Annotated in this window: 24 protein-coding genes; 14 read left to right on the forward strand and 10 right to left on the reverse strand. The window is 41.0% G+C overall.

Going from position 1 to position 25,362, the window contains the following annotated elements:
- Positions 1-156: 156 nt before the first annotated feature.
- Entirely contained in the window at positions 157-1,317 is a 1,161-nt protein-coding gene (locus QLQ22_RS01085) for an AI-2E family transporter (RefSeq protein WP_284015836.1), read from the forward strand.
- Positions 1,318-1,364: 47 nt separating this feature from the next.
- Here the strand turns inward: QLQ22_RS01085 and QLQ22_RS01090 are convergent, their stop codons facing one another.
- Positions 1,365-3,098 (reverse strand): glycine betaine ABC transporter substrate-binding protein, encoded by a 1,734-nt coding sequence (locus tag QLQ22_RS01090; RefSeq protein WP_284015837.1) that lies wholly within the window; start codon positions 3,096-3,098, stop codon positions 1,365-1,367.
- Positions 3,099-4,304 (reverse strand): quaternary amine ABC transporter ATP-binding protein, encoded by a 1,206-nt coding sequence (locus QLQ22_RS01095; RefSeq protein ID WP_223438973.1) that lies wholly within the window; start codon positions 4,302-4,304, stop codon positions 3,099-3,101.
- A gap of 435 nt (positions 4,305-4,739) precedes the next feature.
- Here QLQ22_RS01095 and QLQ22_RS01100 point away from each other — a divergent pair, with 435 nt between their 5' ends.
- From QLQ22_RS01100 to QLQ22_RS01110, 3 genes are all read left to right on the forward strand, one after another.
- Positions 4,740-5,165 (forward strand): organic hydroperoxide resistance protein, encoded by a 426-nt coding sequence (locus QLQ22_RS01100; RefSeq protein ID WP_223438974.1) that lies wholly within the window; start codon positions 4,740-4,742, stop codon positions 5,163-5,165.
- A 115-nt stretch (positions 5,166-5,280) separates the two neighbouring features.
- The gene (locus QLQ22_RS01105; RefSeq protein WP_284015839.1) at positions 5,281-6,036 is read left to right on the forward strand and encodes a DUF2087 domain-containing protein; all 756 of its coding nucleotides are present in this window, start codon (positions 5,281-5,283) and stop codon (positions 6,034-6,036) included.
- A 21-nt stretch (positions 6,037-6,057) separates the two neighbouring features.
- Positions 6,058-6,414, forward strand: coding sequence for a GIY-YIG nuclease family protein (locus QLQ22_RS01110; RefSeq protein ID WP_284015840.1), 357 nt, complete (start codon positions 6,058-6,060; stop codon positions 6,412-6,414).
- Positions 6,415-6,452: 38 nt separating this feature from the next.
- Here the strand turns inward: QLQ22_RS01110 and QLQ22_RS01115 are convergent, their stop codons facing one another.
- Together QLQ22_RS01115 and QLQ22_RS01120 are read right to left on the reverse strand one after the other, a co-directional pair.
- A complete protein-coding gene (locus QLQ22_RS01115) occupies positions 6,453-7,460 on the reverse strand; it encodes an HAAS signaling domain-containing protein (protein WP_284015841.1) in 1,008 nt (335 codons plus the stop codon).
- A 4-nt stretch (positions 7,461-7,464) separates the two neighbouring features.
- Positions 7,465-7,794: a PadR family transcriptional regulator gene (locus QLQ22_RS01120; RefSeq protein ID WP_223438978.1), complete on the reverse strand. Its 330-nt coding sequence runs from the start codon at positions 7,792-7,794 to the stop codon at positions 7,465-7,467.
- 197 nt (positions 7,795-7,991) lie between these two features.
- On the opposite strand from QLQ22_RS01120, the gene QLQ22_RS01125 reads away from it, so the two are divergent.
- Entirely contained in the window at positions 7,992-8,921 is a 930-nt protein-coding gene (locus QLQ22_RS01125) for a ring-cleaving dioxygenase (RefSeq protein WP_284015842.1), read from the forward strand.
- A gap of 12 nt (positions 8,922-8,933) precedes the next feature.
- Entirely contained in the window at positions 8,934-9,542 is a 609-nt protein-coding gene (locus tag QLQ22_RS01130; protein WP_223438980.1) for a flavin reductase family protein, read from the forward strand.
- Positions 9,543-9,659: 117 nt separating this feature from the next.
- Here QLQ22_RS01130 and QLQ22_RS01135 read toward each other — a convergent pair whose 3' ends face one another.
- The gene (locus tag QLQ22_RS01135) at positions 9,660-10,157 is read right to left on the reverse strand and encodes a GNAT family N-acetyltransferase (RefSeq protein ID WP_223438981.1); all 498 of its coding nucleotides are present in this window, start codon (positions 10,155-10,157) and stop codon (positions 9,660-9,662) included.
- Positions 10,158-10,349: 192 nt separating this feature from the next.
- Between QLQ22_RS01135 and QLQ22_RS01140 the strand changes: the two genes are divergently transcribed.
- From QLQ22_RS01140 to QLQ22_RS01155, 4 genes are read left to right on the forward strand one after another with little or no spacing between them, the layout of a single operon-like run.
- A complete protein-coding gene (locus QLQ22_RS01140; protein WP_284015843.1) occupies positions 10,350-12,098 on the forward strand; it encodes a PTS mannitol transporter subunit IIBC in 1,749 nt (582 codons plus the stop codon).
- Positions 12,099-12,127: 29 nt separating this feature from the next.
- Positions 12,128-14,209, forward strand: a complete 2,082-nt coding sequence (locus QLQ22_RS01145) for a BglG family transcription antiterminator (RefSeq protein WP_284015844.1) — start codon at positions 12,128-12,130, stop codon at positions 14,207-14,209.
- Positions 14,210-14,221: 12 nt separating this feature from the next.
- Positions 14,222-14,656, forward strand: coding sequence for a PTS mannitol transporter subunit IIA (locus QLQ22_RS01150; RefSeq protein ID WP_223438984.1), 435 nt, complete (start codon positions 14,222-14,224; stop codon positions 14,654-14,656).
- Between the two features lies 1 nt (position 14,657).
- The gene (locus tag QLQ22_RS01155) at positions 14,658-15,788 is read left to right on the forward strand and encodes a mannitol-1-phosphate 5-dehydrogenase (RefSeq protein ID WP_284015845.1); all 1,131 of its coding nucleotides are present in this window, start codon (positions 14,658-14,660) and stop codon (positions 15,786-15,788) included.
- A 39-nt stretch (positions 15,789-15,827) separates the two neighbouring features.
- Here the strand turns inward: QLQ22_RS01155 and QLQ22_RS01160 are convergent, their stop codons facing one another.
- From QLQ22_RS01160 to QLQ22_RS01170, 3 genes are all read right to left on the reverse strand, one after another.
- Positions 15,828-16,274: a DUF4385 domain-containing protein gene (locus tag QLQ22_RS01160; protein WP_252207868.1), complete on the reverse strand. Its 447-nt coding sequence runs from the start codon at positions 16,272-16,274 to the stop codon at positions 15,828-15,830.
- A 102-nt stretch (positions 16,275-16,376) separates the two neighbouring features.
- The gene (locus tag QLQ22_RS01165) at positions 16,377-17,345 is read right to left on the reverse strand and encodes a tetratricopeptide repeat protein (protein WP_284015846.1); all 969 of its coding nucleotides are present in this window, start codon (positions 17,343-17,345) and stop codon (positions 16,377-16,379) included.
- A 3-nt stretch (positions 17,346-17,348) separates the two neighbouring features.
- Positions 17,349-18,296: an ATP-binding protein gene (locus QLQ22_RS01170; protein ID WP_223438988.1), complete on the reverse strand. Its 948-nt coding sequence runs from the start codon at positions 18,294-18,296 to the stop codon at positions 17,349-17,351.
- Positions 18,297-18,537: 241 nt separating this feature from the next.
- On the opposite strand from QLQ22_RS01170, the gene QLQ22_RS01175 reads away from it, so the two are divergent.
- A complete protein-coding gene (locus QLQ22_RS01175) occupies positions 18,538-19,515 on the forward strand; it encodes a ring-cleaving dioxygenase (protein ID WP_420828811.1) in 978 nt (325 codons plus the stop codon).
- Positions 19,516-19,656: 141 nt separating this feature from the next.
- Here the strand turns inward: QLQ22_RS01175 and QLQ22_RS01180 are convergent, their stop codons facing one another.
- Positions 19,657-21,372: an ABC transporter ATP-binding protein gene (locus QLQ22_RS01180; RefSeq protein ID WP_284015848.1), complete on the reverse strand. Its 1,716-nt coding sequence runs from the start codon at positions 21,370-21,372 to the stop codon at positions 19,657-19,659.
- 198 nt (positions 21,373-21,570) lie between these two features.
- Between QLQ22_RS01180 and QLQ22_RS01185 the strand changes: the two genes are divergently transcribed.
- Positions 21,571-22,311, forward strand: a complete 741-nt coding sequence (locus QLQ22_RS01185; protein WP_223438991.1) for a YqcI/YcgG family protein — start codon at positions 21,571-21,573, stop codon at positions 22,309-22,311.
- A 270-nt stretch (positions 22,312-22,581) separates the two neighbouring features.
- Here the strand turns inward: QLQ22_RS01185 and QLQ22_RS01190 are convergent, their stop codons facing one another.
- Positions 22,582-23,829 carry an MFS transporter gene (locus QLQ22_RS01190; RefSeq protein WP_284015849.1) on the reverse strand — a complete coding sequence of 416 codons (1,248 nt, stop codon included), beginning with the start codon at positions 23,827-23,829 and terminating at the stop codon, positions 22,582-22,584.
- Between the two features lie 209 nt (positions 23,830-24,038).
- Here QLQ22_RS01190 and QLQ22_RS01195 point away from each other — a divergent pair, with 209 nt between their 5' ends.
- Both QLQ22_RS01195 and QLQ22_RS01200 read left to right on the forward strand, forming a co-directional pair.
- Positions 24,039-24,665 (forward strand): class I SAM-dependent methyltransferase, encoded by a 627-nt coding sequence (locus QLQ22_RS01195; protein ID WP_284015850.1) that lies wholly within the window; start codon positions 24,039-24,041, stop codon positions 24,663-24,665.
- A 178-nt stretch (positions 24,666-24,843) separates the two neighbouring features.
- Entirely contained in the window at positions 24,844-25,332 is a 489-nt protein-coding gene (locus QLQ22_RS01200) for a cupin domain-containing protein (RefSeq protein ID WP_284015851.1), read from the forward strand.
- Positions 25,333-25,362: the final 30 nt, after the last annotated feature.

The raw sequence follows: 25,362 nt of genomic DNA on the forward strand, positions 1-25,362 counted from the left end.
AATGCTGATTTCAAAAATGACAGACCTCATCTTCATTTGCAGATATTTTCCTTTCTTTAAAAGGGAATTGAATTATATTTTCAATTTCTAAATAAAGCCACTATAATAATCATTAGAGTACAAGTACTGAGTGCATAGAGAAAAAGGAGGACACTCATGAAACAGGTAAATCCCAGAGTAGGGACGTTTAAAAGGTTTATCCTTAATAATAGATTTGTTCTGTTTCTTCTGATTTTGCTTCTGATTGGATTGAACATTCTTGTCTTTATGAAAGTATCCTTTATTTTCACACCGATTGAGGTATTAATTAAAACGATTCTGCTGCCGATTATTCTTGCGGCCATCGTTTATTATGTATTAAATCCGGTAGTTGATTTTTTTGAAAGAAAAGGCATTCGAAGAATATACACGATCCTGGCCCTGTTTATATTGATTATTGGTTTGCTGACAATCTTGATTGTGTCGGTTATCCCGTTTCTTAAGGAACAGGTGTTGAGCCTGATCAAGAGCTTCCCGCAATATACAAGCGATGTAGAGCAGCTGGTCAGAGATGTTGTCGGAAGCGACTTTGTGAATCAGGCGCAAAAGACACTGAATATTAACGTCGCAGATCTCTCAAAACAAATTTCGGATCAGGCATCAACCATTATAAATAATATGTTTGCTGGAATTGGAAATATCGTAGGGATAGTAAAGGATTTTATCCTTGCGATTGTCACGCTTCCGTTCATTTTGTTTTATCTTTTAAAAGACGGCAAAAAGCTTGGGCCTTATGTTCTTAAGTTCATGCCCGTTTCTTTCCGCAGTTCAACGTATAATGTAATGCATGAAATGAATAATCAAATCAGCTCCTATATTAGGGGACAGATCATTGTCAGCTTTTGCATTGGTGCGTTAATGTACATAGGCTTTCTGATTATTGGCATGGAGTATGCATCACTTCTTGCCCTTATTGCAGCCTTTACAAGTGTTGTTCCGTATTTAGGACCGGCAATCGCAATTACACCTGCATTCATTATCGCGCTTGTCACATCACCGTTTATGGTGCTGAAATTGATTATTGTGTGGACGATTGTCCAATTAGTTGAAGGGAAATTCATTTCCCCTCAGATCATGGGAAGGAATCTTCATATCCACCCGATCACCATTATTTTCGTGATCCTGACTGCGGGGAATTTATTTGGAGTAGTCGGCATTATCCTGGCTGTGCCGGGCTATGCGGTATTAAAAGTGATTGTGACTCATCTGTTTGAATGGATGAAGATCCGGAGTAATATGTATGAACAAAGAGACCAGATCAACAGTAAAAATAAATAGCAAAAATAAAAAGTGCTGAAGAATCGTTCTTCAGCACTTTTTTTTGTTTATTTTTTAAGGTCTTCAATTGACTCAATAGGCATGTATTCCGGAACGGTTAAACCTAATTTCGTTCCTTCAAGATTTGGCCCAAGATCGATAATTTGATCTTTATATTCATTAATATAGTCCTGATGTGTTGTTGGGAGCCATGCAGCTACTAACGCGTCTGCACTGCCATTGGCAACACCGGTGAACATTGGTCCTGCCTCTACTTGTTTTAAAGTGACATCATAGCCCTGCTTCTTTAATGCAGCACCAATGACATTCGTACTTGCGATTTCTGATTCCCAAGAAACGTAGACAAGGCTTACTTTTTCACCATTGCCTTTTTGAGCGCCATCCGTCCATTTTTTCACTTTGTCAGGATGGCCGTTAATCCATTTTTCAGCAGCTTCCTCGGGTTTCATGCCTTCCTGGATATCTCCCATCACTTCTTCCATATCTTTTGGTTCCCAGGAGAATTGATCAAGGATTTTATAAGCACCGGGATTTTCTTCTTCTAAGCCTTTTCTGACTATGGTGTGAATGGATTCACCTTTACCGAACGAGCCTTTAGGATCCTCTAAATATTTCAGCTTATACTTTGTAAACATCCAGTGAGGTGTCCATCCAGTGATAATGATAGGTTCTTTTTGTTCATAGGCTTTTTGTAATTCAGCGGTCATGGCTGCTGAAGAGCCTTCTATTAATGTCCAATCTCCCTCTAAGCCGTAATCCTTCATTGCTTTTTCTGTGGATTTCATAAGTCCGGCTCCGGGATCAATTCCTGTAATTTTGTAATCGACCTGTTCGCCTACTTTACTCGGAGAAGCCTTTTCAGCCTGGCCTCCGCCAAAAGATACGGCAATAAAAGCACCAATTACCAATAAAGAAAAAATACTATATGCAAATCTCTTAGGTATAACTTGATGATAGGCAGGCTTACGCAGGTTTTGTGAAATCCGGTCTAATATGATTGCAATAATAACAATGGCTAAACCAGCTACAAATCCTCCTCCAACTTGAACCTGTGTTACAGCACGGTAAACTTCTGCCCCTAATCCTGGCGCCCCTACCAATGACGCAATAACTACCATGGATAATGCAAGCATGATACTCTGATTAACTCCAGCTAAAATGGTAGGCGCTGCAAGCGGCAGCTGCAGGGTAAAGAGTCTTTGAGAAGTCGTTGAACCAAATGCATTCGAAGCCTCGATCAAATCCTTAGGAACTTCGCGTATCCCTAAGTTCGTCAGTCTGATTGTAGGAGGTACAGCAAATATGACAGATGCTATAATTCCTGGTACAACCCCGATTCCGAAAAACAGAATGGCTGGAATAAGATAAACAAATCCAGGCATTGTCTGCATGAAATCTAAAATTGGGGTGACAATCTGTCTTACTTTATCACTTTGCGATGCCCATATTCCAATCGGAATCCCAATAAGGATAGTGATGACAACAGATGAAAGCACTAAGGCCAATGTGTTGACTGTTGCATCCCACAGTCCAAGATTCTCAATTAAAAGCAGACCGATCAGTGTAAAAAGACCAATAGACCAGCGGCTTGTGTAAAAAGCTAGCAGCGTAATCAAAATAATAAGGAGTAAAGGAGGGCCAAGCTCTAAAACTTTTACCAGTCTATCTATAAAGCCTTCGGTGAAGGCAGATATGCCGCTGAAAAAGCCTTGAAAATTAGTTATGATCCATCCTACAGCAGTATCTACCCAATCAGCGAGGGGGATTTGCGGGAGTCCCATTTAATCTGCCTCCTTCATGTTCAGATCATCTTTGTTTCCTGCAAGTGCTCCAATAACAGCACCGCGTATAATAACACCTTTTAAGCGATTTTCCTGATCAACTACTGCAACCGGGAGGGCAGAATTCGATAGTGCTTCGATAACGTCAGTAAGCAATGTATCTTCTGATACTGTCGCTATATTTCTTGCCATCACATCTTCAACCGTCTTATTCTCTTTGACTGCATTGGATGCATCATCAGCGGTGAGCGCCCCTAATAGCTTTTGTTTGCGGTCTACAATAAAGATGCTTGAATATCCCTGAGCCTTCATAATTTGCAGAGCCACACGCGGACCGCGATCAGGAGTCATTCTCTCAGCACGTTTTAAAACATGAGATGCCTGCAGCACCTTGGAAAGGTCCACATCTTCTACAAAACGTTCTACATATTTGTCTGCAGGATTCATCATGATTTCTTCAGGAGATCCGATTTGAATAATTGTACCGTCTTTCATTAATGCAATACGATCCCCTATGCGAAGGGCCTCATCAAGGTCATGAGTAATAAAAATAATCGTTTTCTTCATGGTTTCTTGAAGTTCAAGTAATTCATCCTGCATGTCTTTACGGATCAGCGGATCCAATGCACTAAAAGCTTCATCCATTAACAGAATGTCAGTATTGCTTGCAAGGGCTCTCGCTAGACCGACCCTTTGCTGCATGCCTCCGCTGAGCTGTGAAGGATACTGATTTTCATATCCCTTCAAACCGACAACCGCGAGTGACTGCATGGCTTTTTCTCTTCTTTCATCTGCCGGTACGTTTCGGAGTACAAGCCCATGTTCCGTATTTTCAAGTACGGTTTTATGAGGGAATAAAGCGAAGTTTTGAAAAACCATGCTGATTTTATTTCTGCGTACGTCTCGCAGCTGCTGCGCTGACATTTTAACAATATCGACATCATCGATTAAAATTTCGCCAATTGTAGGATCTATTAAGCGGTTCAGCATACGGATCAATGTTGATTTTCCGCTTCCTGATAAACCCATTACTACAAAAATTTCACCTGGGTAAATTTCAAAACTTGCACTATTTACGCCAATGGTTGAACCCGTTTTTTCCAGTATCTCTTTTTTTGAATATCCTTCTTTAAGTAACTTAATAGCATTCTTGGGGGATTTTCCGAATACCTTCGTTACATTTTTCACTTCAACTTTTGGTCTCATCCTACACCTCAAAACTGCTTATTTTATTTAAATATAATTCGAAAACCTTCTGTTTTCCGCAATCTCCGGAGACTTACTATACTTCTTGCAAAAAACAATAACTGTTTAAGTATATAGAAGTTCAACTTTTGATTGCAAACGATATGGCAGCAGAAACAATCAAGAAAACCCTTACACTTCAATAAATAAAAGACTGCTGCAACCGCTCCGATGTCAATAGCGGTCTTATTTCACAGCTTATTTGTTTTTGATAATTTAGTTTCTGCAAAAATTATTTATTTTATTTCAGGGAAAGGATGAAAGTTTTAAAAAATCATTGAAAATAATGATTTTTTTCTGCAGATTGAAATAGTTTAAAAGAATAACATTCATAAAAAAGGGTATTTAAAATATGTGTATAACAGCTAATGAATTTTCTGGAAAGGAAGATGAAAATTGTCAGAACCATTATTCACTACCTCAGTTACAGCAGTAGGCGGAAGAGAAGGAAAAGTACACTCATCAAATGGCGTAATCAACATGGATATCGCCATGCCGGGATCACCTAGAGCTGAAAGAATGCCTGAAGCTACAAATCCGGAACAGCTATTTGCAGCGGGATATGCTGCGTGTTTCGATGGAGCTCTGCAGCATATGGCCAGAAAAGAAAAAGTGAAATTTGAATCTGAGGTTACGGCTAATGTAAGCTTTTTAAAAGATGAAGCTGATGGCGGCTTCAAATTAGCCGTAAAGCTTGATGTAAAAGGGAAGGGGATTGAAAAATCTCAATTAGAAGACCTTGTTCACAAGGCTCATGAGTTTTGCCCATATTCTAAAGCAACCAGAGGGAATATCGAGGTTACCCTTGAGGCGATTGTTTAATAAGAGAGAGGCACCGTAAATGCGGTGCCTTTTTTATGTTTTTTAGTTGAAAGTAAACAAACGATAATATAAAATGTTTATTATATATTAAACAAAATAAGGAAGTGTTTGTTATATGGGTGTATCTGAGTTGTTTTGGAGTGCTTCTCTGGATGAATGGAAACAGGGGTTCATCCAAAACCAGGAGCACTATATTTGTCTGCTTTGCGGAGACAAAACAGAAAAAGGCGTTATTTACCCTGTAGATGACATGTTCTATGATGCTGAAAAAGCGATGAAGATTCATATTGAAAAAGAACATGGATCTGTCTTTGATTATCTGATTGGACTTGATAAAAAGCTTACTGGGCTGACTGACCATCAAAATCGTTTATTACGGCTTTTTTATGCCGGAAAAAATGATGCCGAAATCCAAAAAGAGCTAGAGATCGGAAGTTCAGCTACAATCAGAAACCACCGATTTGTATTGAAGGAAAAAGAACGCCAGGCAAAAATGATGCTGACGATCATGGAGCTTTTAAGAGAAAAGGATCAGCATGCACCGGTATTGATAACTCCTCACAAGGCAGCCAAAATGATTGACAGCCGATACAATGTCACTCAGGAGGAGGAAGCAGAAATGCTTGAAAAGTTATTTCCTGAGGGGACACATAGAAAGCTTAAGAAATTTCCGCTTAAAGAAAAGCAAAAGCTGATTGTCCTAAAAGCGATTGCTGACCGATTTGAAGGAAAACGGAAATATGACGAAAAAGAAGTGAATCAACTATTAGAATCCATTTATCACGATTATGTCCTCCTTAGACGGTACTTAATTGAATATGGATTTCTTGCCCGCAAGGCAGATGGAAGCGAGTATTGGAAAATACTTTAAAAAGGAAAGGAGATTCAATTAATGGATCGGAAAAAAGAATTAAAACAGCTTTATAAAGAATCGAAACCCGAAGCGGGAATCTATCAAATAAAGAATATCAGAAACGGGAAACTTTTTATCGGAAGCACATTGAACTTAAAAACATTGAATGGAAAGCAGTTTGAACTTGAATCAGGATCAAGCACAAACAAAACACTTCAAAACGAATGGAGTACTTTTGGAAAAGAAGCTTTTTCAATAGAAGTGCTGGAAGTATTAAAAAGAAAAGAAGAGGGCTTTTTTGATGCGAAACATGCTTTGAAAAAGCTTGAGGAAAAATGGCTTAACGAGCTGAAACCATATGGTGAAAAAGGATACAATAAAGAAAAGCTTCAATAAGAAAAGGTGTTTACCAAATGGTAAACACCTTTTGACTGTTAAAGAACATGCTTTCTGCTGTTTCTGAATCCTTTTGCCATATCCACTATTGAAATGAGAATGACGATGGCAGCTGACGCCCAAATCCAGTTAGACCAAACCTCATCATGATTTTCAGGCTGTATTCCAAAGGAATTCATCGTCAAGCTGATAAAATCATTGTTGAAAAGCTCTGGATTCAGCAGCATGATGCAGTAAAAGCTGATGAAAACGAGATTGCTGAGAGTATTGATCCAGGCGAGCCTTTTGGTCCATCTGCCTGTATAAAGCTTGTAAATAGCTATAAACATCTCTAATGCAAAAATGGCAGCAATGCCGGGGAGATACATTTTAAGAACATCTGCCTGAAATAGAGGGGCAGCAAGCTTAAGGTCTTCAAGACCAGTTCCCTGCAGTGTGTACCAGCCAAGAAGGTTCGATGCGTTCAAAAAGATGGAAGCCCACAGCACCGTGAAAAATAATTCGAAAATGGGTTCAGACCTGGGAATGGATCTTTTAGGAGTATGGGTTAAAGCCAGTAAATCGTCTGGTGTCCATTTCGTGTTTTTTACATAATCACTTATCGTTACAGCGCGTTCCAAAAACGCATAAGTCAGAGTTACCCATGTAAACACTTGAAAGCTAACAAGCAGGGAGCCGATAAGAATGTCAAGGAAAATGGTCAGCATGAGAGAAAAAATGGAAGTATCACCCTGATGCTGAATGATTCCTTCAAAAAACCTGGATAAAAACGTGATGCACAATGCCGCAGCAAGGGATATTTTCATGACATACAGATAGGAATTATACATTGCTGGCCCGATTAAATAATTTGGTTTACCAGAGTATTTTTGTGCTAGTTCAGCGGGGTTTCCGAGTTTAGTCAGTACCATTTTTACATCTTCTTCGGTATAGTCCTCCGGAAGCATATTTTCAATATTCGATCGCAGCTCAAGGGCAATATCCTCTTGAGCCTTTTCAGGAAGCCTTCGTGTGACTTCATTAATATAAAGATGAATCAGATTCACTGAATCATTCCTCCTCTAATAGCTTTTTCATTTGAATAGAAGTTTTAAGCCATTCAACTTTAAGCTGTTCATACACCTCTTTTCCAAAATCGCTCAATTTGTAATACTTTCTTGGCCGAGTCTCTGTCAGTTCCCATTCACTTATTAGGAGTTCTTGTTTTTCCAGTCTGCGGAGTAAGGGGTAAAGGGTGCTTTGATCAATTGTTATGTTGTTTTTCTCAAGAAGCTGGACGAGAGAATATCCGTATTGAGGTGTTTGCAGCTGGCTGAGGACGGCAAGTGTAAGGGTTCCTCTTCTTAGTTCAGTGGTCAGCGAGTTCAGTAATTCATTCATTATGACACCTCCAATTTTATAATAGTGTGTGACGTACACTATTGTCAATAAAATAATACTAATATTTGTAAAATGAGCAAATCGTTGACATGCGAGAACAAATGAATTAAAATTATCTTGAATTCGAGATAATTATTAAAATAAGTGTTATTTAGATAAAATGAGAGAAAATACAATTTATTAAGGAGAGGTTTTCTATGACTAAAAAAACGGCAGGTATCCACCATATCACGGCAATCGTTGGTCATCCCCAGGAAAATGCGGACTTTTATGCAGGGGTTCTTGGCTTGAGACTGGTAAAGCAAACAATCAATTTTGATGATCCTGGTACGTATCATCTTTACTTTGGAGACGAAGCAGGAAAACCGGGAACGATTATTACTTTTTTTCCATGGCCTGATGCTTATCAGGGGAAAGTTGGGGATGGCCAGGTTGGAGTAACATCATATGTTGTGCCAAAAGGAGCATTGAGCTTTTGGAAGGCAAGACTTGAAAAGATGGATGTTCCATTTTCTAAAATGGAGCGGTTCGGTGAGGAGTATGTGGTTTTTGATGATCCGCATGGTCTGCACCTCGAAATCGTTGAACGGGAAGAAGGAGAATCAAACAAGTGGGAGTTTGGCGGAGTCACATCTGATGTTGCAATAAAAGGATTTGGAGGGGCAACTCTGTTATCCGCTCAGCCTGAGAGAACAGCAGAACTGCTGGAGGCGATCATGGGATTTGAAAAAATCAGCCAAGAAGGAGATTTTATCCGTTTTCGTTCAACTGGAGAGATTGGAAATGTGATTGATTTGAAAATGACGCCAATCGGCCGCGGGCAAATGGGAGTTGGAACGGTTCATCATATTGCGTTCCGAGCAGAAAATGATGAGGATCAGCTTCAGTGGCAAAAGCATGTTGCAAACGGAGGATATCATGTCACTCCAGTACAGGACCGACAATATTTCAATGCGATCTATTTCAGAGAACACGGTGAAATCCTGTTTGAAATTGCAACAGATCCTCCAGGATTTGCTCATGATGAGGAGACGCTGGGAGAAAAGCTGATGCTGCCGAAATGGTATGAGCCGCAAAGAGATAAGATTGAAAAAGCGCTTGCGCCATTTGAGATTAGAGAGCTTTAAGGAGTGATGAAAATGCTGAGCATTGATCCAGCTGCTAACACGGAAAGGGAGAATTATAAGCTTTTAACTGGAAGCATTATTCCAAGACCGATTGCATTTGTCACTTCGCTTTCAGAAGACGGAACATTAAACGGAGCGCCATTCAGCTACTTTAACATCGTTACCGCCAATCCCCCGATGATTTCGGTGTCCGTTCAAAGAAGCGAAGGAAATCAAAAGGATACTGCCAGGAATATCAGCAGTCTGAAAGAATTTGTTGTGCATATCGTTGATCATGACAACGTTGAAAAGATAAACATCACTGCAGCAAACCTTCAGCCTGATCAAAGTGAGATTGAATTGGCGCAATTAACGCCTATTAAGAGCAGCAGGATTGCTGTGCCAGGAATAACGGAAGCCAAAGTACGCATGGAATGTGTTCTTGAACGAGTGATTGAGCTCGGCGGTGACGATTCGCCTGCATGTGATTTGATCATCGGGAAAATTGTTCAGTTTCACGTAGAAAAGAGCATATATGAAAAAGGAAGAATTAATCCTGATGGACTGGGTGCAGTCAGCAGACTTGCGGGAAATGATTACGCAAGAGTCGGAGAGCTGTTTTCAATCGAACGGCCAATATGAAAAACGGACCAAATCCTGGTCCGTTTTTTATGATCGCAGATAAATTCTTGATTTAGATGGATATCATGTCAAATGTGGCTGATCCAAAATAGATGGATAAATAGAAAACAAGCCCGCTTATAAAAATAAAACCATATGATCCTCATCATAATAGATGCCATCAGCTTTTAGCGCTCTTTTTTCATGACCATAAACGGTGAAGCCAAATGAAGTGTACAGTTGTTTTGCTGAAGGATTGGTGCTCACAACAGATAAATGAAGCTGCTCTGTATCGTCAAACTCCTGTGCTTTTTTTACCACTTCAGCCATCAGTTTTTTTCCTATGCCCCTTCCGCGATAATCAGGAGAAACATACATCGCGTAAATCGAAGCTTTATGCTTAAGCTTGACCTTCGTTTCTTTTACTAGAGTGACAACACCGGCAAGTTCTTCCTTTTCAAAAACTCCAAACGTAAAGGCAGTATCTGATTCAAGTCTAGATTTGTAAAGATCAATCGGATAAAGCTGTTCTTCCTCGTAGCTTGACCCAAATGCTTCAGGGCTGTTTTTTAAACCCTCGAGCCGGATTTTTTGGTAAGCGTCTGCATCATTTCCATTCAGGATTCGCTTCTTCATGGGTTCCTCCATAAATGTTTTCCTCTATTTTACAATCTTGAAAGCGTTAGTTCCAGTCTTTTCATAGTTGGCAACAGCACAAGTGACAAAGTTGGGTTTTCTTTAAATTGTAGGAACAGGATATGAGTCTTAAGATAGACATATAGAGTTTTGGTAAAACGCTTTCATAAATTTCTATTAGGAGGTTAATACATGTCTACACAAAACAATTCAGATATAAAGGTTCGAATTCAGCGTTTTGGAAGTCACTTAAGCGGAATGATCATGCCGAACATCGCAGCATTTATCGCTTGGGGGCTGATTACAGCTTTATTTATTCCAACAGGCTGGTGGCCAAATAAGGAATTGGCAGAGCTAGTAGGACCGATGATCACCTATCTGCTGCCATTGCTGATTGGATTTACCGGCGGACGCATGGTGTATGATCTGCGCGGAGGTGTCGTTGGTGCAACGGCGACAATGGGGGTTATCGTAGGTTCAGAAATCCCGATGTTCCTGGGCGCCATGATTATGGGTCCTCTTGGCGGGTATTTAATTAAGAAAGTGGACCAAGTGTTCAAGGATAAGGTCAAATCTGGATTTGAAATGCTTTACAATAACTTTTCAGCAGGTATTGCAGCGGCTTTTTTAACAATTCTTGCTTTTAAAGCAATCGGTCCTCTTGTATCAGGTTTAACGAACATTCTTATTGGCGGAGTAGAAGCAATTGTCTCTGCAGGTTTGCTGCCTCTTGCAAGTGTTTTTGTAGAGCCGGCAAAGGTTTTGTTCCTAAACAATGCAATCAACCACGGAATTTTCAGCCCGATTGGCATTGAGCAGGCATCAAAAGCAGGAAAATCCATCTTATTCCTGATTGAATCGAACCCTGGACCAGGACTTGGCATTCTGCTTGCCTATATGGTATTTGGAAAAGGCAATGCGAAACAGTCTTCACCTGGTGCAGCAATCATCCATTTCTTCGGGGGGATTCACGAAATTTACTTCCCTTACATTTTGATGAAGCCATTGTTAATCTTAGCGGCTATTGCAGGAGGAGCAAGTGGTGTACTGACATTCATGCTGTTTGATGCAGGTCTTGTTGCCACTCCATCACCAGGAAGTATTTTTGCTCTATTAGCGATGACGCCTAGAGGAAACTTTGCAGGTGTGATTTTAGGGGTAGTAGTTGCTGCAGCCATTTCATTCTTAGTAGCAAGTGTCATTTTAAAATCATCGAAATCAACAGATGATGAGAGCATTGAAGCAGCAACAGAGAAAATGCAGCAAATGAAAGGCAAGAAAAGCAGTGTTGCAGACTCACTTGTTGCTGAAAAGAAACCAAATGCAGCAAACCATTATCAAAATGTGAAAAAAGTCGTATTCGCATGTGATGCAGGCATGGGTTCAAGTGCAATGGGCGCATCTGTTCTGAAGAATAAAATGAAAAAAGCAGAGCTGAATGTTGATGTAACGAACACGGCAATTGCTCAGCTGCCAAGTGATGCAGATGTGGTCATAACCCATAAGGATTTAACAAGCCGTGCAAAAGAAAAATTGCCTAATGCCATTCACCTTTCTGTAGAAAATTTCTTAAACAGCCCGGTTTATGAAAAACTGGTTGGAGATCTGAAAGAAGGAAAGCAGCCTAATATTGCGGGATCAGAAGAAGTACAAACACCAAGTAAAAATGTTGAGAAGGTCATCTTCGCATGTGATGCCGGAATGGGATCAAGTGCAATGGGAGCTTCTGTATTGAAAAATAAATTCAAAAAAGCAGGTCTTGAAATTCAAGTGACAAACTCGGCAATTAATAATCTGCCGGGTGATGCGGATATTATTATTACGCATAAAGACTTAACGGACCGAGCAAAGGCTAAAGTTCCTCAGGCTGAACATCTTTCAGTAGATAACTTTTTAAACAGCCCTAAATATGATGAACTGGTTCAGCGATTAAAGAAGTAATCCGTTTGCTTAGATGAGCAGGGATGGTGATGAAAGTGTATATAACAGCCAGAGAACGGGACATTTTAAAGCAGCTATTTGAACAGCCCGGCTTCATTACGGTTCACACGCTTGCTAATGATGTCGGGGTGAGTTCGAGAACCATTCACCGAGAAATGAAAAAGCTTGAAGATACACTGAAGAATTACCGGATTGTAATTGAGAAGAAGGCAGGGCAAGGGGTGAAGCTGACTGGTCTAAAGGAAGATATAGACCGGCTGCGGAATGACTTGTCCTCGCAGTCTTCCTACGATTACCTTCAGGATGAGCGGGTGTATTTGCTGATAAGTGAATTAATTCAATCCAAAGAACAAATGAAGCTCTATGCCCTTGCGTCAAAACTGCTTGTTTCTGCAGCAACCATCAGTCATGATTTAGACCGGGTGGAGAAGAAAATTGAACCTTATGAGCTTGAATTAGTAAGAAAAAGAGGATTTGGGGTTCAGCTTACAGGGGAAGAAACGGCAAAAAGAAGGCTGCTTGAGGCATTGCTGCTGGAGACAATTGATGAGCAGGAGTTCATTCAGATTATTGATAAAGATCCTATTAGGGAGCCAGAAAGCCAAACGTATTTAGGGTTTTTAACCAGCTGTGATCTGAATAAGGCAGATGATGCATTGAAGCCGATTCTCGAAATGATGCCCTATGAAATGGCGGATAACGCTTATTTTTCCCTATTGATTCATTTAAGTGTTGCAGTGAAAAGGCTGATGCAGCAAAAACCAGTGTCCTTCGTGAAAAGTGATGTGCAGAATGTGCTTCAATCTGAGGAATTTCAAATGGCAGCAAGGATAGGAAAGCAATTAACGAATGTTTTCAGCCTCTCACTTCCAGAAGAAGAAATCACGCAGATTGCTGTTCATCTTCGAAGAGCGAGAAGGCAAAATGAAGATTTCAACTTTGAACAAAGAAATTCCTTGATCTCCCTGCATGTAAAGCAGCTGATTGAATACGTTGCAGACGAACTCGACGCTCCTCTTAGAAACAATCAGTCTCTTTACAATGGACTTATTTCACATTTAGAACCGGCTTATTACCGGATGAAAGACGGGATTTACACACATAACCCGTTTGCCAAAGAGACAAAAGAAAATTACCCTAAGCTTTATGAGGCAGTAAAAAAAGGATTGGAACTCGTCTTTCCTTCGCTTGTCTTTCCAGATGATGAAACGGCTTTTGTCGTTTTGCATTTTGGTTCAAGCCTTGAGGAAAGAAGACAGGTCTTTTCATATAAAGCATTAATCGTCTGCTCAAGCGGAATTGGATCCTCGAAGATGCTTGCGACAAGGATACACAAAGAGATACCTGAAATTACTGAAACAGCTTTATCATCGCTTATTGGCTTAAAAAAACTGAATTTGGAAAACTTTGATTTAATCATTTCAACCGTTAGTCTGCCGCTTGATTCTTCTGATTATATACAGGTCGGACCGCTGCTTGCGGATCATGAGGCTGAAAAAATTCGCGAACAATTAAAAAGCACATCCAAATCTAAAAAAATGACCAGACATCCAAGCTATGCAGAGGCTTTAGGCGAGGTCAATCTGCTTGAAAAGATCGAAGTCTTTGAAGAAGCGGCAAAAACCGTTAAAGAGCTTCTCCGGCATTTCAGAGTCTACCATTTCTCGAATCATGGAAACCACCGGGACGTTTTATTTTCAGCAGCAGAGGTATTGAAGGAACAGGGTCTTATTAGAGACTCCGAAACACTGACGAGCGAGCTTTTGAAGAGGGAGGAGCTTGGCGGGCTTGGTATACCGGATTCGTCAATCGCTCTTTACCATTGCCGGGATACCTGCAACATTAAGCCGGTTTTCGTTCTTTTCAACCTTGAACATCCTTATACAGTACCTGGCATGGATAACAGGGAAATTGAGATGAAGACCCTTGCTCTCCTGCTCGCACCTGAAGATTTTTCTCATACAGGGCTTGAGGTTTTAAGCCTGATCAGTGCAACATTGATCGAAACAGAAGACAACCTTCAGCTTTTTCAATCCGGCAACGGAACAAAGATGACAGCTGTGTTAAATGAAACCTTTCACAAATGGCTTACGCAAAAATTTATAAAATAGGAGAGTGCGACAATGAAAAAAATACTAGATGAGGCAAATATCCTCCTAAATCAAACAATTGGATCAAAAGACGAAGCGATTCGTTTAGCTGGGAAATTACTAGTTGAAAACGGATATGTCAACGAAGATTATGTAGAAAAAATGCTTGAGCGTGAAGAGCTTTCTACGACATATATGGGAAATGGCGTTGCCATTCCACATGGCACGGAAGACGCTAAAAAAGAAGTCAATCACTCTGGAATCTCAATTGTTCAAGTTCCGGAAGGCGTAGATTTCGGTACTGGAGAAGATGCTAAAATTCTGTTTGGAATTGCCGGCAAGGACGGGGAGCACTTAGAGCTTCTATCTCAAATTGCGATTCTATGCTCAGAAGAAGAAAATGTTCAAAAAATGCTTGAAGTAACTACAAAACAAGAGCTGATTGCTTTATTTGAAGAGGAGAATTAAGATGATTGCTGTGCATTTTGGAGCAGGGAACATCGGCCGCGGTTTTATTGGAGCTTTGCTTAGCGGAGCAGGGTATGAAGTTTATTTTGCTGATATCAATAAGGATGTTATTGACGCATTAAATGAAAAAGGGAAGTATGAAGTCAGATTAGCTTCTGATGAGTTTGAGTCCTTTATTGTTTCAGGTGTTAAAGGAATCAACAGCAATGAGAATCAAGAAGAAGTCATCGCAAAGATTGCAGAAGCAGACCTGATCACAACTGCGGTGGGACCAAATATTCTAAAGTTTGTTGCGAAAACAATCGCTCTAGGCCTCAAAGAAAAAAAAACAGAAGCAAATGTGATTGCCTGTGAAAATATGATTGGCGGAACAGACCATTTGAAGAGTGAGATCTTCAAGCACCTAAATGAGGAAGAGCGGCATTCCGTCTCAGAGCTGATCGGTTTCCCTAATTCAGCAGTTGACCGCATCGTGCCTATTCAGGAAAACGAGGATCTTCTAAGTGTATCAGTAGAACCTTTCTTTGAATGGGTGATTGAGCAATCAAAGGCAAAGGGAAATATGCCTTCCATTCAGGGAGTCACTTACGTTGACGATCTTATTCCGTATATTGAGCGCAAACTTTTCACCGTAAATACAGGTCATGCTGTGACTGCATACGCCGGGTATCAAAAAGGACTGGCTACCGTTAAGGAAGCCATTGAAGATACAGAGGTTCGCCGTCTCGTTGAAGGTGCTCTGAATGAGACAAGCATGCTGCTTGTAAAAGAGTATGGTTTTGATGAGGGAGAACATTTGAACTACGTGAAAAAAATCATTGCCAGATTTGAAAATAAACATATTTCAGATGAGGTCACTCGAGTCGGAAGATCTCCAAAACGTAAATTAGGCTTTGATGACCGTCTTGTAGCACCTGCAAGAAGGCTGCTTGAAAAAGGGATTTCGCCTGATGATCTTGCAGCTGGCATTGCAGCATGTCTAAAATATGATTTTGACAAAGATGAAGAAGCGGTTGAAATTCAGCAGCTGATTCAGGCAAAGGGCATTTCGGGTGCACTGCAGGAGGTTTCACAGCTTCCTGAAAATCATCCGCTGATCGGCCTTGTTGAAGAAAAATATCATAAGCTGTAAAAGGAAAAGCCTATCATTGTCAGACAATGATAGGCTTTTTTAACCATACTTTTTCTGATGCTCTTTCTTTAATTCCAAATATTCAACGTCTTCTCTGACTGCCATCCACATTTCTTTGAAGAATGCAGCAGACTTGGCTTTTCCCTCGTCAATTTCCCGTTTATGGATGTTTCCATCTTCTTTATACTTACGTCCGCCTTTGTAATTAGCATATCTTCTTGCTCGTGTGTAGCCCATTTGCAGAAATTTCCGCGCCATGTCCATACCGACAAAGTCATCGTTGTCTTTGTATTCAAGAAAAAGATGATAAATCTTTTCAGAGGATTCCTTTGCGATCTCAGGAGTTTTAAAGCGCCAATAAGGCAAGATCTCACTTTTATATGGCTCTACAAGGAGGACACCCTGTTCGCCTCTGCCAATGCGGTATTTCTCTGGATGCTTTCGGAAATCCGTGTTTTCAAAGTCCTCATCGTAATTAAACGGCACACGAATCACCTCTCTTTTTTTACCATTCCCCGTTCAATTAAAAAGTGAAACGTCCTGAATGTGCCGGTAAAGAAAAATAGACCTTTATAAAAAGGTCATGACTTATTCCATGAAGATAGATGCTGCGCCTATACCAATCAATATGATGAATAACCCAGTAAGAATGGCAGTTGAAATGTTGACATTCCGCCTCCTTCGGGTAATCCCGAGCTTCCGTCTGACAAACAGCCCTGTTAGGAAATTGCTGATATAGTACGGACACAATGTGAACAAAAGGTAGAGCCAAAATAACGGGTTAAAGGCAAAAAAAATAAAAATCATGATGATCCAAAATAAGACGGCTGATCTTCTTCTCAGGAAGGAATTAACCTGTATAACTCGGAGGAAGAACGTGTGAATGGGATAGGCCGTTTTTAATAATTCCATGTATTGCTCTCTGTATGTTTCTTCCTCAGGCTCTATTTCGGCAGCAAGCCTGCTCAGTTCTCTGGCCTGCTTGAAGTCTCCGCGATTAAAAGCAGTATTGGCCAAAGAATAGAATACGTGCGGGTCATTCTCATTTTTTTCTAAGGCAATCCTTTCGAATTCCCTCGATTCTTTCTTCTTGTTGGCAAGCAGCAGGAAATCACTGTAGGCTGCAAGGTAAACAGGCTCTTCGCTCTCATAGGCAAGAGCGCTCTCCATCAGCTTAAGTGAGTCCTTGAGCTTGTTCTTTTGAAAGGCTCTCAGAGCTTTTAAATAATAGAAATGGGCAACATCGGGATATATCCGCAGTGCATCTTCAACAGCGTGATCAAAAGTTTTCATATCTCCGCTTTGATAATAAGAGCTGACCAGCAGAAAGCTGCCTGTGTAATCCTCAGGGTCTTTTTTTAATGCTTCTTTTGAAAAATGAATCGCTGATTTAAAGTCTTCTTTATGAGAATAAATATCTGCCAGTATGGAATAGGAATGGGCGATTTCCGGATCTGATGCGATGAGTTTCTGTGCTTCTTCAATTGCTTCATCATATCTTCTCCAGTCTCTGAGTTTTTTAATGCGCTCGATTGTCTGAATATGCCAATTACTCATGTCTTACCTGATTCCATGTGTCTTCATGTAGTGAAGCACTTTCTTGTAATCTTTATTTGTATCGCTGAAGGTAGCGTAATTTTTTGCCGTGGCAAACCATTCAAGTGTTGTGGGATTACGATCTTTGGCTGACTTCAGCAAATCAGTATTGGACATTGGCTGTAGGGAGCCTTGTTCAAGAGAACGCTCAATCGCTTTTGAGATAGCATCATCGATTACCTGTGTTAAATCAGCGCCTGAGAAATGGTTGGTAACCTTTGCTATTTTTGACAAATCAAGCTTATCCTGAGGCTTATCTTTTGTTTTGATTGAAAGAATCAGCTCACGTTCCTCCTCAGACGGCGGAGGAATAAATAACAGCGAATTAAATCTTCCTGGACGGCGAAGGGCAGGATCGAGGTACCACGGGGTGTTCGTGGCTCCGATAATATATACCTGATCGTTAAAAGATTGGAGACCGTCAAGCTCAACTAACAGCTGATTCACGAGCACACGGTCATGATGCTGGCTCATGCGGTGACGATTGCCTCCCAGTGCATCCAATTCATCAATAAATAGAACGCACGGTTTTTGTTCTCTTGCCTTTTCAAAAATATCATGCAAATTGTGTTCGCTTTGGCCTACATACATTGAGAGAATAGCCTGCAGTTCCAGGTGAATGAAGCTGGCATCGATTTCACCGGCAATCGCTTTAGCAAGGAAAGTCTTTCCGCATCCCGGAGGACCGTACAACAGCAAGCTTCCCCCTCCAGTTTTTCCGTATGCCTGAAAAAACTCAGGAGATTGGATGGGCATGATAAAGTCCATGCGAATCCGCTTTTTGACATCCTCAAGTCCTCCAACATCTTCAAACGTTTCCTTAGGCTGCAAGGTTTCAATTAAACTATTTTTATCCTTATCAAACTGAATGACCTTCAAGTTTTTCCGTCTCTTGTCATCTCCAGAGCTCATGAGATCCCTCCTAAAAAACATTCCTCTTTGATACTAGCAAAATATGAAACTTTTTCCAATGCTTTTAAGGGGAGAGATGGGATTGAATGACATAAATCAGGGGTGAAAAGCCTTATTTCAGCTGTCTTCGGCCATTGCTTATCAGGAACCAGCAGACTATATTTGACATCACTAATCAGAGCGTGTATATTGTAAGTATAGAAATTATCTCGAATTCAAGATATTATTTGGAGGGATGAACATGCAGCCATTAAAAGGCATTCACCATGTATCGGCCATTACTGCTAAAGCACCTGAAAACTACGAGTTTTATACAAAGACGTTAGGTTTAAGATTAATTAAGAAAACCGTTAACCAGGATGATGTATCTGTTTATCATCTATTTTATGGAGATGAAAAGGGCAATCCGGGTACGGAGCTTACCTTTTTTGAAATTCCAAATGCAGGACGCGTGCATGAAGGGGTCAACAGTATATCGGCAACCTCGCTGCGTGTACGAAATGACGAGGCACTGAGCTTTTGGAAAAAAAGATTTGAAGAACATGATGTGGAACACGGCGAAATCGTTCAAGCAGGATACCGCCAAACTTTGTCATTCAAGGACTTTGAAGGACAGCGCCTGATCTTGGTTTCTGATGAAAATAACGATGGAGTTGCCGCAGGACAGCCTTGGGATAAAAGTCCGGTTCCAGCCGAGTTCGCCATCATTGGACTTGGACCTGTGAAGTTAACAGTAGCAGTGCCGGAGAGAACAATTGAAATTTTAACAGACATTCTGGGCTTTAGAGCAAAAGGAAGCTATCCATCTGACGTGCCTGGACAGCCAGAGATTTTAGTATTTGAAACAGGAGAAGGAGGATCAGGGGCAGAGGTTCACATTGAAGAACGCCTCGACCTTCCTCAAGAACGTCTCGGCCGCGGAGGCGTGCATCACGTTGCGTTCCGTGTGGACAATGAAGAGGAAATGCATAAATGGATTGAAAAACTGAAATCTGAGAGAATTCCAAGCTCAGGATTTGTAGACCGTTTTTATTTCCGTTCTCTGTACTTCAGAGAGCCGAATGGCATTCTGTTTGAGCTTGCAACAGATGGGCCTGGATTTGATACAGATGAAGAATTGAACCACTTAGGAGAGTCACTTGCACTGCCGCCGTTCCTTGAAAACCGCCGTGCGGAAATTGAGGCGAAATTGAAGCCTTTGAATACAAAATTGAGCTAAAAAAAGCTGATCCGGGTGACGGATCAGCTTTTTGTCATCTATCAGGGATGCCATTTTCACTTAGCAGCCATTTATAGAATTTATCAAATTAAATCAGAATTTTTACAGTTGAAGTCCAATGTTTTTCAGCCGATTTCCTCATTAAGTCTGAAACTGCGCTTCATAAAGCCTGCGGTATCCTTTTCCTTCTGCCATCAGTTCATCATGTGAACCCTGTTCAGTAATGCCCTCTTTATTTACCACAATAATTCTGTCTGCGTTCTTAATCGTTGCGAGCCTGTGAGCGATGACAAGTGTTGTCCTGCCTGCAGACAGCTTTGCCAGAGATTCCTGAATGGCTTTTTCCGTCTCGGTATCAAGGGCGGAGGTAGCTTCATCAAGTATAAGAATTGGCGGATTCTTAAGGAACATTCTTGCAATGGACAAGCGCTGCTTTTGTCCGCCGGATAATTTGACGCCGCGCTCTCCAATTACCGTATCAAGCCCGTTTGGAAGAGAAAAAATCAGCTCTTCTAATTGTGCATGTTTCGCTGCAAGCCTTATGTCATGCTCCGTTGCATCAAGCTTGCCATAAGCAATGTTTTCTCTCATCGTTCCGGAAAAAAGAAACACATCCTGCTGAACAATTCCAATTTGCCTCCGCAGAGAGTGAAGAGTCAAGTCGCGGATATCTGTGCCATCAATCATAATTCGGCCTGCGCTCACTTCATAAAATCGGGGAAGAAGACTGCATAACGTCGTTTTCCCGGCGCCGGAAGGGCCTACAAATGCAACGGTCTCTCCGGCATGAATCGTTAAATCAATTTTGTTTAATACATTGTCCTCATTCTGATAACCAAAGGATACACCTTCATAGCGAATATCCCCGGTTAATGATCCACCGTCAGCTGCACCTGGTTTATCTTCAATGTCGGGTTCTGTATCAATCAATTCAATATAACGCTTAAAGCCCGCGATTCCTTTCGGATAGCTTTCGATGATGGCGTTGATCTTTTCAATCGGACGGAAAAGAACATTCGTTAACAGGACAAAGCCTATGAATTCACCGTAGGAAAGCTCATTTTGAATCACGAACCAAGTGCCGCATAGTAAGACAAACAGTGTGACAAGGCGCATAAGGAAGTAGCTGATTGATAAGTTCATAGCCATAATTTTATAAGCAAGCAGTTTTGATAAACGGAAGCGCAGGTTGTTTTTCTGAAATTGATCTTTCTCAAATCTTTCATTTCCGAAAGCCTGCACAACGCGAATTCCGCTGACGTTGTTTTCAACACGCGCGCTGAAGTCAGCAACATCTGTATAGAGCTGATGAATCGCGCCTGTCATTTTATTATTAAAGTAAATAGCAAGGAAAAGCAGGGATGGAATGACTAAGAATGTCAGCAGCGCGAGCTTTACATTTATCACAAGCATGACAGAAAAAGCTCCAATTAACGTCATCACAGCTATAAATAAATCTTCTGGACCGTGATGGGCAAGTTCGCCGATTTCCATTAAATCATTTGTAAGGCGTGAAATTAAATGACCGGTTTTCGTATTATCGAAAAAGCGAAAGGAAAGCTTTTGTATATGCTCAAACAGCTTTTTGCGCATATCGGTTTCTATGTTGATTCCAAGCATGTGCCCCCAGTAGGTGACAACATATTGAAGAACTGTGTTTAATATGTACAGCAAAAGCAATCCGGCGCATGCCCAGATAATCAGGTTCCAGTCTCCGCTTGGAAGGAGACGGTCAATAAAGGCATTGACGACAAGCGGGAAGCCGAGCTCGAGCAGTCCGGCGATTACCGCACATGAAAAATCAATCAAAAATAACCCTTTATAAGGGCGGTAATAGGCGAAAAAACGCTTCAGCATGAGACCACTCTTTTCTTTACCATTTTCTATGATAAGTATAGCGACTGGCGCACTGTAAAAACAATGAAATTTTTACTGTACGGCATCGGGTCTTAATTAAACGTTTGTTTAATAAATATAAAAAGGGTTTAAGTAGTGGTTTGCAGGGTATTTAATAAGGTATGAACACTTTCTCGCAATCTTTCAAGGAGTGAAAAGATGATAACTAAATCTAAATACCTTTTAGAAAAAGAAGATATGACAAACCCTGAACTTGTCCCTGAATGGGTCATTCGGGAGTATAAAAATTTTCATAATGTAGTAACAGATAAAACCTTTCCATGCTATTTCGGGATGGCAGCCGAAAAAAAAGGAGAGCTCAGATACGCATATGTTTCAAAGGAAGACTGGTCAAATCTTCCTGAGGCTCTGATTGCTTTCAAGCAATTATTTGATGATGCGAAAAGACTGATCCGCCACGGATTATTTGTTTTCGTCGAACCGGAAGAAGATGAAAAATCCATTCCTTATTACCGGGAGTACTTCTGGAACATTCTTCAATATCTTCATGACAATGACAAGGAGCCATGGCCTGAGGATTATCCTCATGATCCGGATCATCATCTTTGGGCGTTTTCTTTCGCAAATGAGCCGTACTTTGTTTTCGGAAACGCTCCAGCATATAAACAGCGGAAAACGAGAGATCTGGGGAACAGCTTAGTGCTTGGCTTTCAGCCCCGCCGCATCTTTGAAGGGTTAGAAGGCACATCAGAAGGCGGAAGTATGTCCCGTGAAAAGGTGAGAGAGCGCGTTGAGAAGTGGGATCAGCTTCCAAAGCATCCGAACATCAGCCATTACGGAGATCCTGAACACAGAGAGTGGAAGCAATATTTTATCGGGGATGACATTGAGCCTATCCAGGGTAAATGTCCATTCCATCATGGAGATGTGAAAAATTAAGACAGCTGCTTGGTGATCAAGCAGCTTTTTTGTATGCACATATAGAAAGGGGAAGCGGCTAATCCTTGGCAAAAACAAGTCCGGCAAAGAATGCTTTTTTATCATGCCGGCCAGTAAATGATCAGAAGGGCAAAAGCATTACGCTATAAAAATATTGAAAATGGCTAATGAAAATCTAAAACGGCTAGAAAAAATGGAATGATCACTAATAAAGTTTTGGTTTTCGGTAATAACCTTGCAAGATCTTTTTATGCATGCGCTTATTTACGCTTATTTATAATTCTTAATATCTTTTAAAAGCACCCAGCAGATAATCCCGACTGCAAATAGCGACAGTCCGCAAATAAAGAGGACCCGTCCTCCGCCAAATGCATCTGTAAAAAAGGAAGCGAATGCTAATCCTGCAGGGGGCAGAACACTTGTGAGCGCACCAATCATTCCGAACACTCTTCCCTGCAGCTCGCTTGTAACTTCTAATCGAAGGATAACATTCACAAGCAGTGTACAAAAAGAAAACATGAAACCAACCAATAGAATAAGCGGGATGCTCCATGCCGCGGAGTTTATCTCTCCAAGCAGCATGTAAAGCGGTCCAAGTCCTATCATGCTGCCGATAATGAGGACACCCCGGCGCACCAGTTTTTCCCCTAAAAACATAATGAGTCCGGCACCTGCCATGTATCCAAGAGGAATGCTCGCTTCAATCAGTCCAAATTCTATTGGACTTGCCCTCCATTCTTTGATTGCCATAACCTGAATAATCATAAGCGTAGTTGTGAAAAACAAGATAAGGGTAGGAGAGAGAATGGTAATGGCTCTTGCAAACGGCTCTTTCCATATATAAGTGAAACCTGTCATAAAATCCTGCTTGAACGTTGTTTTAGCTGCAAACGCTGCCCGATGTTCAGGGAAATCCTTTACGATGACGACAAGAATAACGGATAAAAGAAACATAAACGCATCAATTAAGATAGCAGTGACACCGCCAAAAGCGGCCACGATGACTCCGCCTGCTGCAAATCCCAGAGTTCTTGCAATATTATCTGCAAGACTCATAGCTCCTGTGGCGGTTTGGATGTTTTCTTTCCCGACTACATCAATAAGGGAAGCGTTAAAAGCAGGTCCTTTAAATAACCCTGATAAAGCAGTTAAAGCGGTTAAAAGAATGATGACCCAAAAAGGAGGATGCACATAAATCGCAGCTGCAAGCCCGATTACAAGCAAGCACCGGATTAAATCCGAAATCCACATCATTTTTTTCCGGTTCATCCGGTCTGCTGCTGTCCCTGCAATGGAAGCAAAACAGGAGCTGATGAGAAGATGAGTAATTAATATCGCTGACATCAAAGTCGCGCTGTCATACGTCTTCAATATCCAAATATTCAAGGCAATTGTGTGAAAGGTGCCTCCGAATATGGAGAGAGTATATGCAGCAAAAAGAGATAAAAATGTACGGTTGCGCCACAAGCCGAGCTGCTTAATACCTGATTCTACCTGAACGGACTGAGGACTTTCCAAGGTTGTCAACCCCTTTACTTAATCGTTTAAGCAAATACAGCAATATGCAAAACATCGTGCAATATGCGAAATCACTTAAACGTTTAAGTTAAGTTTACGTTCAACCCGCATACATGTCAATACAGGAATTTATCTTTCCGATGTAGGTTTAACAAGCTGTGTTTGGTGATAAAGATAAGAAATAGACGAATCCGTAAGAGGTGACAGATATGTTTTCAGCATTTACGAAAAATTTCAGCAAGCCTAAAGGATTTTTTGGTATCATCGCCGGCAGGATTATGGCACTTGAAAACCAGACGATAAACAAATGGACCATTTCAAAATTGCGCATTAAACCAGGTGATCATATTTTAGAAATTGGATTTGGCCCGGGTTACAGCATGGGACACATGCTTAAGAATTACCGCAGCATTAAGATTGATGGTGTTGATGTATCAGAAACAATGAAAGAACAGGCAGAAAAGCATTTCGAATCTGAAATTGCAGAAGGGAGAGTAAAGCTCATGACAGCTGATGCAGAGAAGGTTGAATTACGGCAGCGTTCCTACGATAAAATCCTTTCCGTTAATAACTATACAATTTGGAACAATCCCCGTGCAGGCCTCGAAAACATTACAAAATCCTTAAAACCTGGCGGAGCAATCGCCATTACCATGCAGCCAAGAGAAGAGGATGCAAGCGCTGAAAAGACAAGAATGTTCGGTCGGCAGATACACGATGACATGCTTGCATGCGGATATGAAAACATAAAAGTATCATATAAAAAAGTCCGTCCTGAACTTACAGTTTGCGTAACCGCCAGAAAAAAAGACGATGATAGGATTAAGATAAATTAAAGATACGGTTTCCTTCATCCTTGTTATAATTAAAAAGGAAAAATAAGGATCGTATGATAAACCGCAATAATTATGGCGATTTGCTATGTTTTTGCGGAAACTACATCAGAAGATTAGGCAGTATCCTCGGTTTGGCGTCTGCTTATACCTGGAACAGTAAAAAAAGGAGTGAAATAAAATGAAACTGAAAACATTCATGTTCAAAGACGACGGCAGTATTCCAAATAATCCTAATTTGCCGCTTCTCGTTTACGAAGGAGCCTTTACTTCAACGGAACAATTCGAGTACACGATTCTTGAGCACGGCTGGTCGGGAACATGGGTAGATGGTGTTTATGACTATCATCATTATCACAGCACCTCTCATGAAGTTTTAGGAGTTGTAAGCGGTAAGGCAAAAATCCTTTTCGGAGGGGAAAACGGAACAGCCGTTGCTGTTCAACAAGGGGATGTCGCAGTCATTCCTGCAGGCGTTGGACATAAATGCATAGAAAAAAGCTCAGATTTCAAAGTGATGGGAGCCTATCCAGATCAACAGGAAATGGATATGTGCACGGGAAAGAAAGAAGAGCGTCCAAAGGCGTTGAAGCATATTCAAAACGTGCCATTGCCTGAAAATGATCCTTTATTGGGCAAAGGCGGACCTATGTTTGATTATTGGAAGTAAAGCAGGCGGCTGCCTGCTTTTATGCACAAA

Origin of the sequence: Metabacillus hrfriensis (assembly GCF_030127205.1) — a bacterium.
Classification (GTDB): Bacteria; Bacillota; Bacilli; order Bacillales; family Bacillaceae; genus Bacillus_P; species Bacillus_P dongyingensis.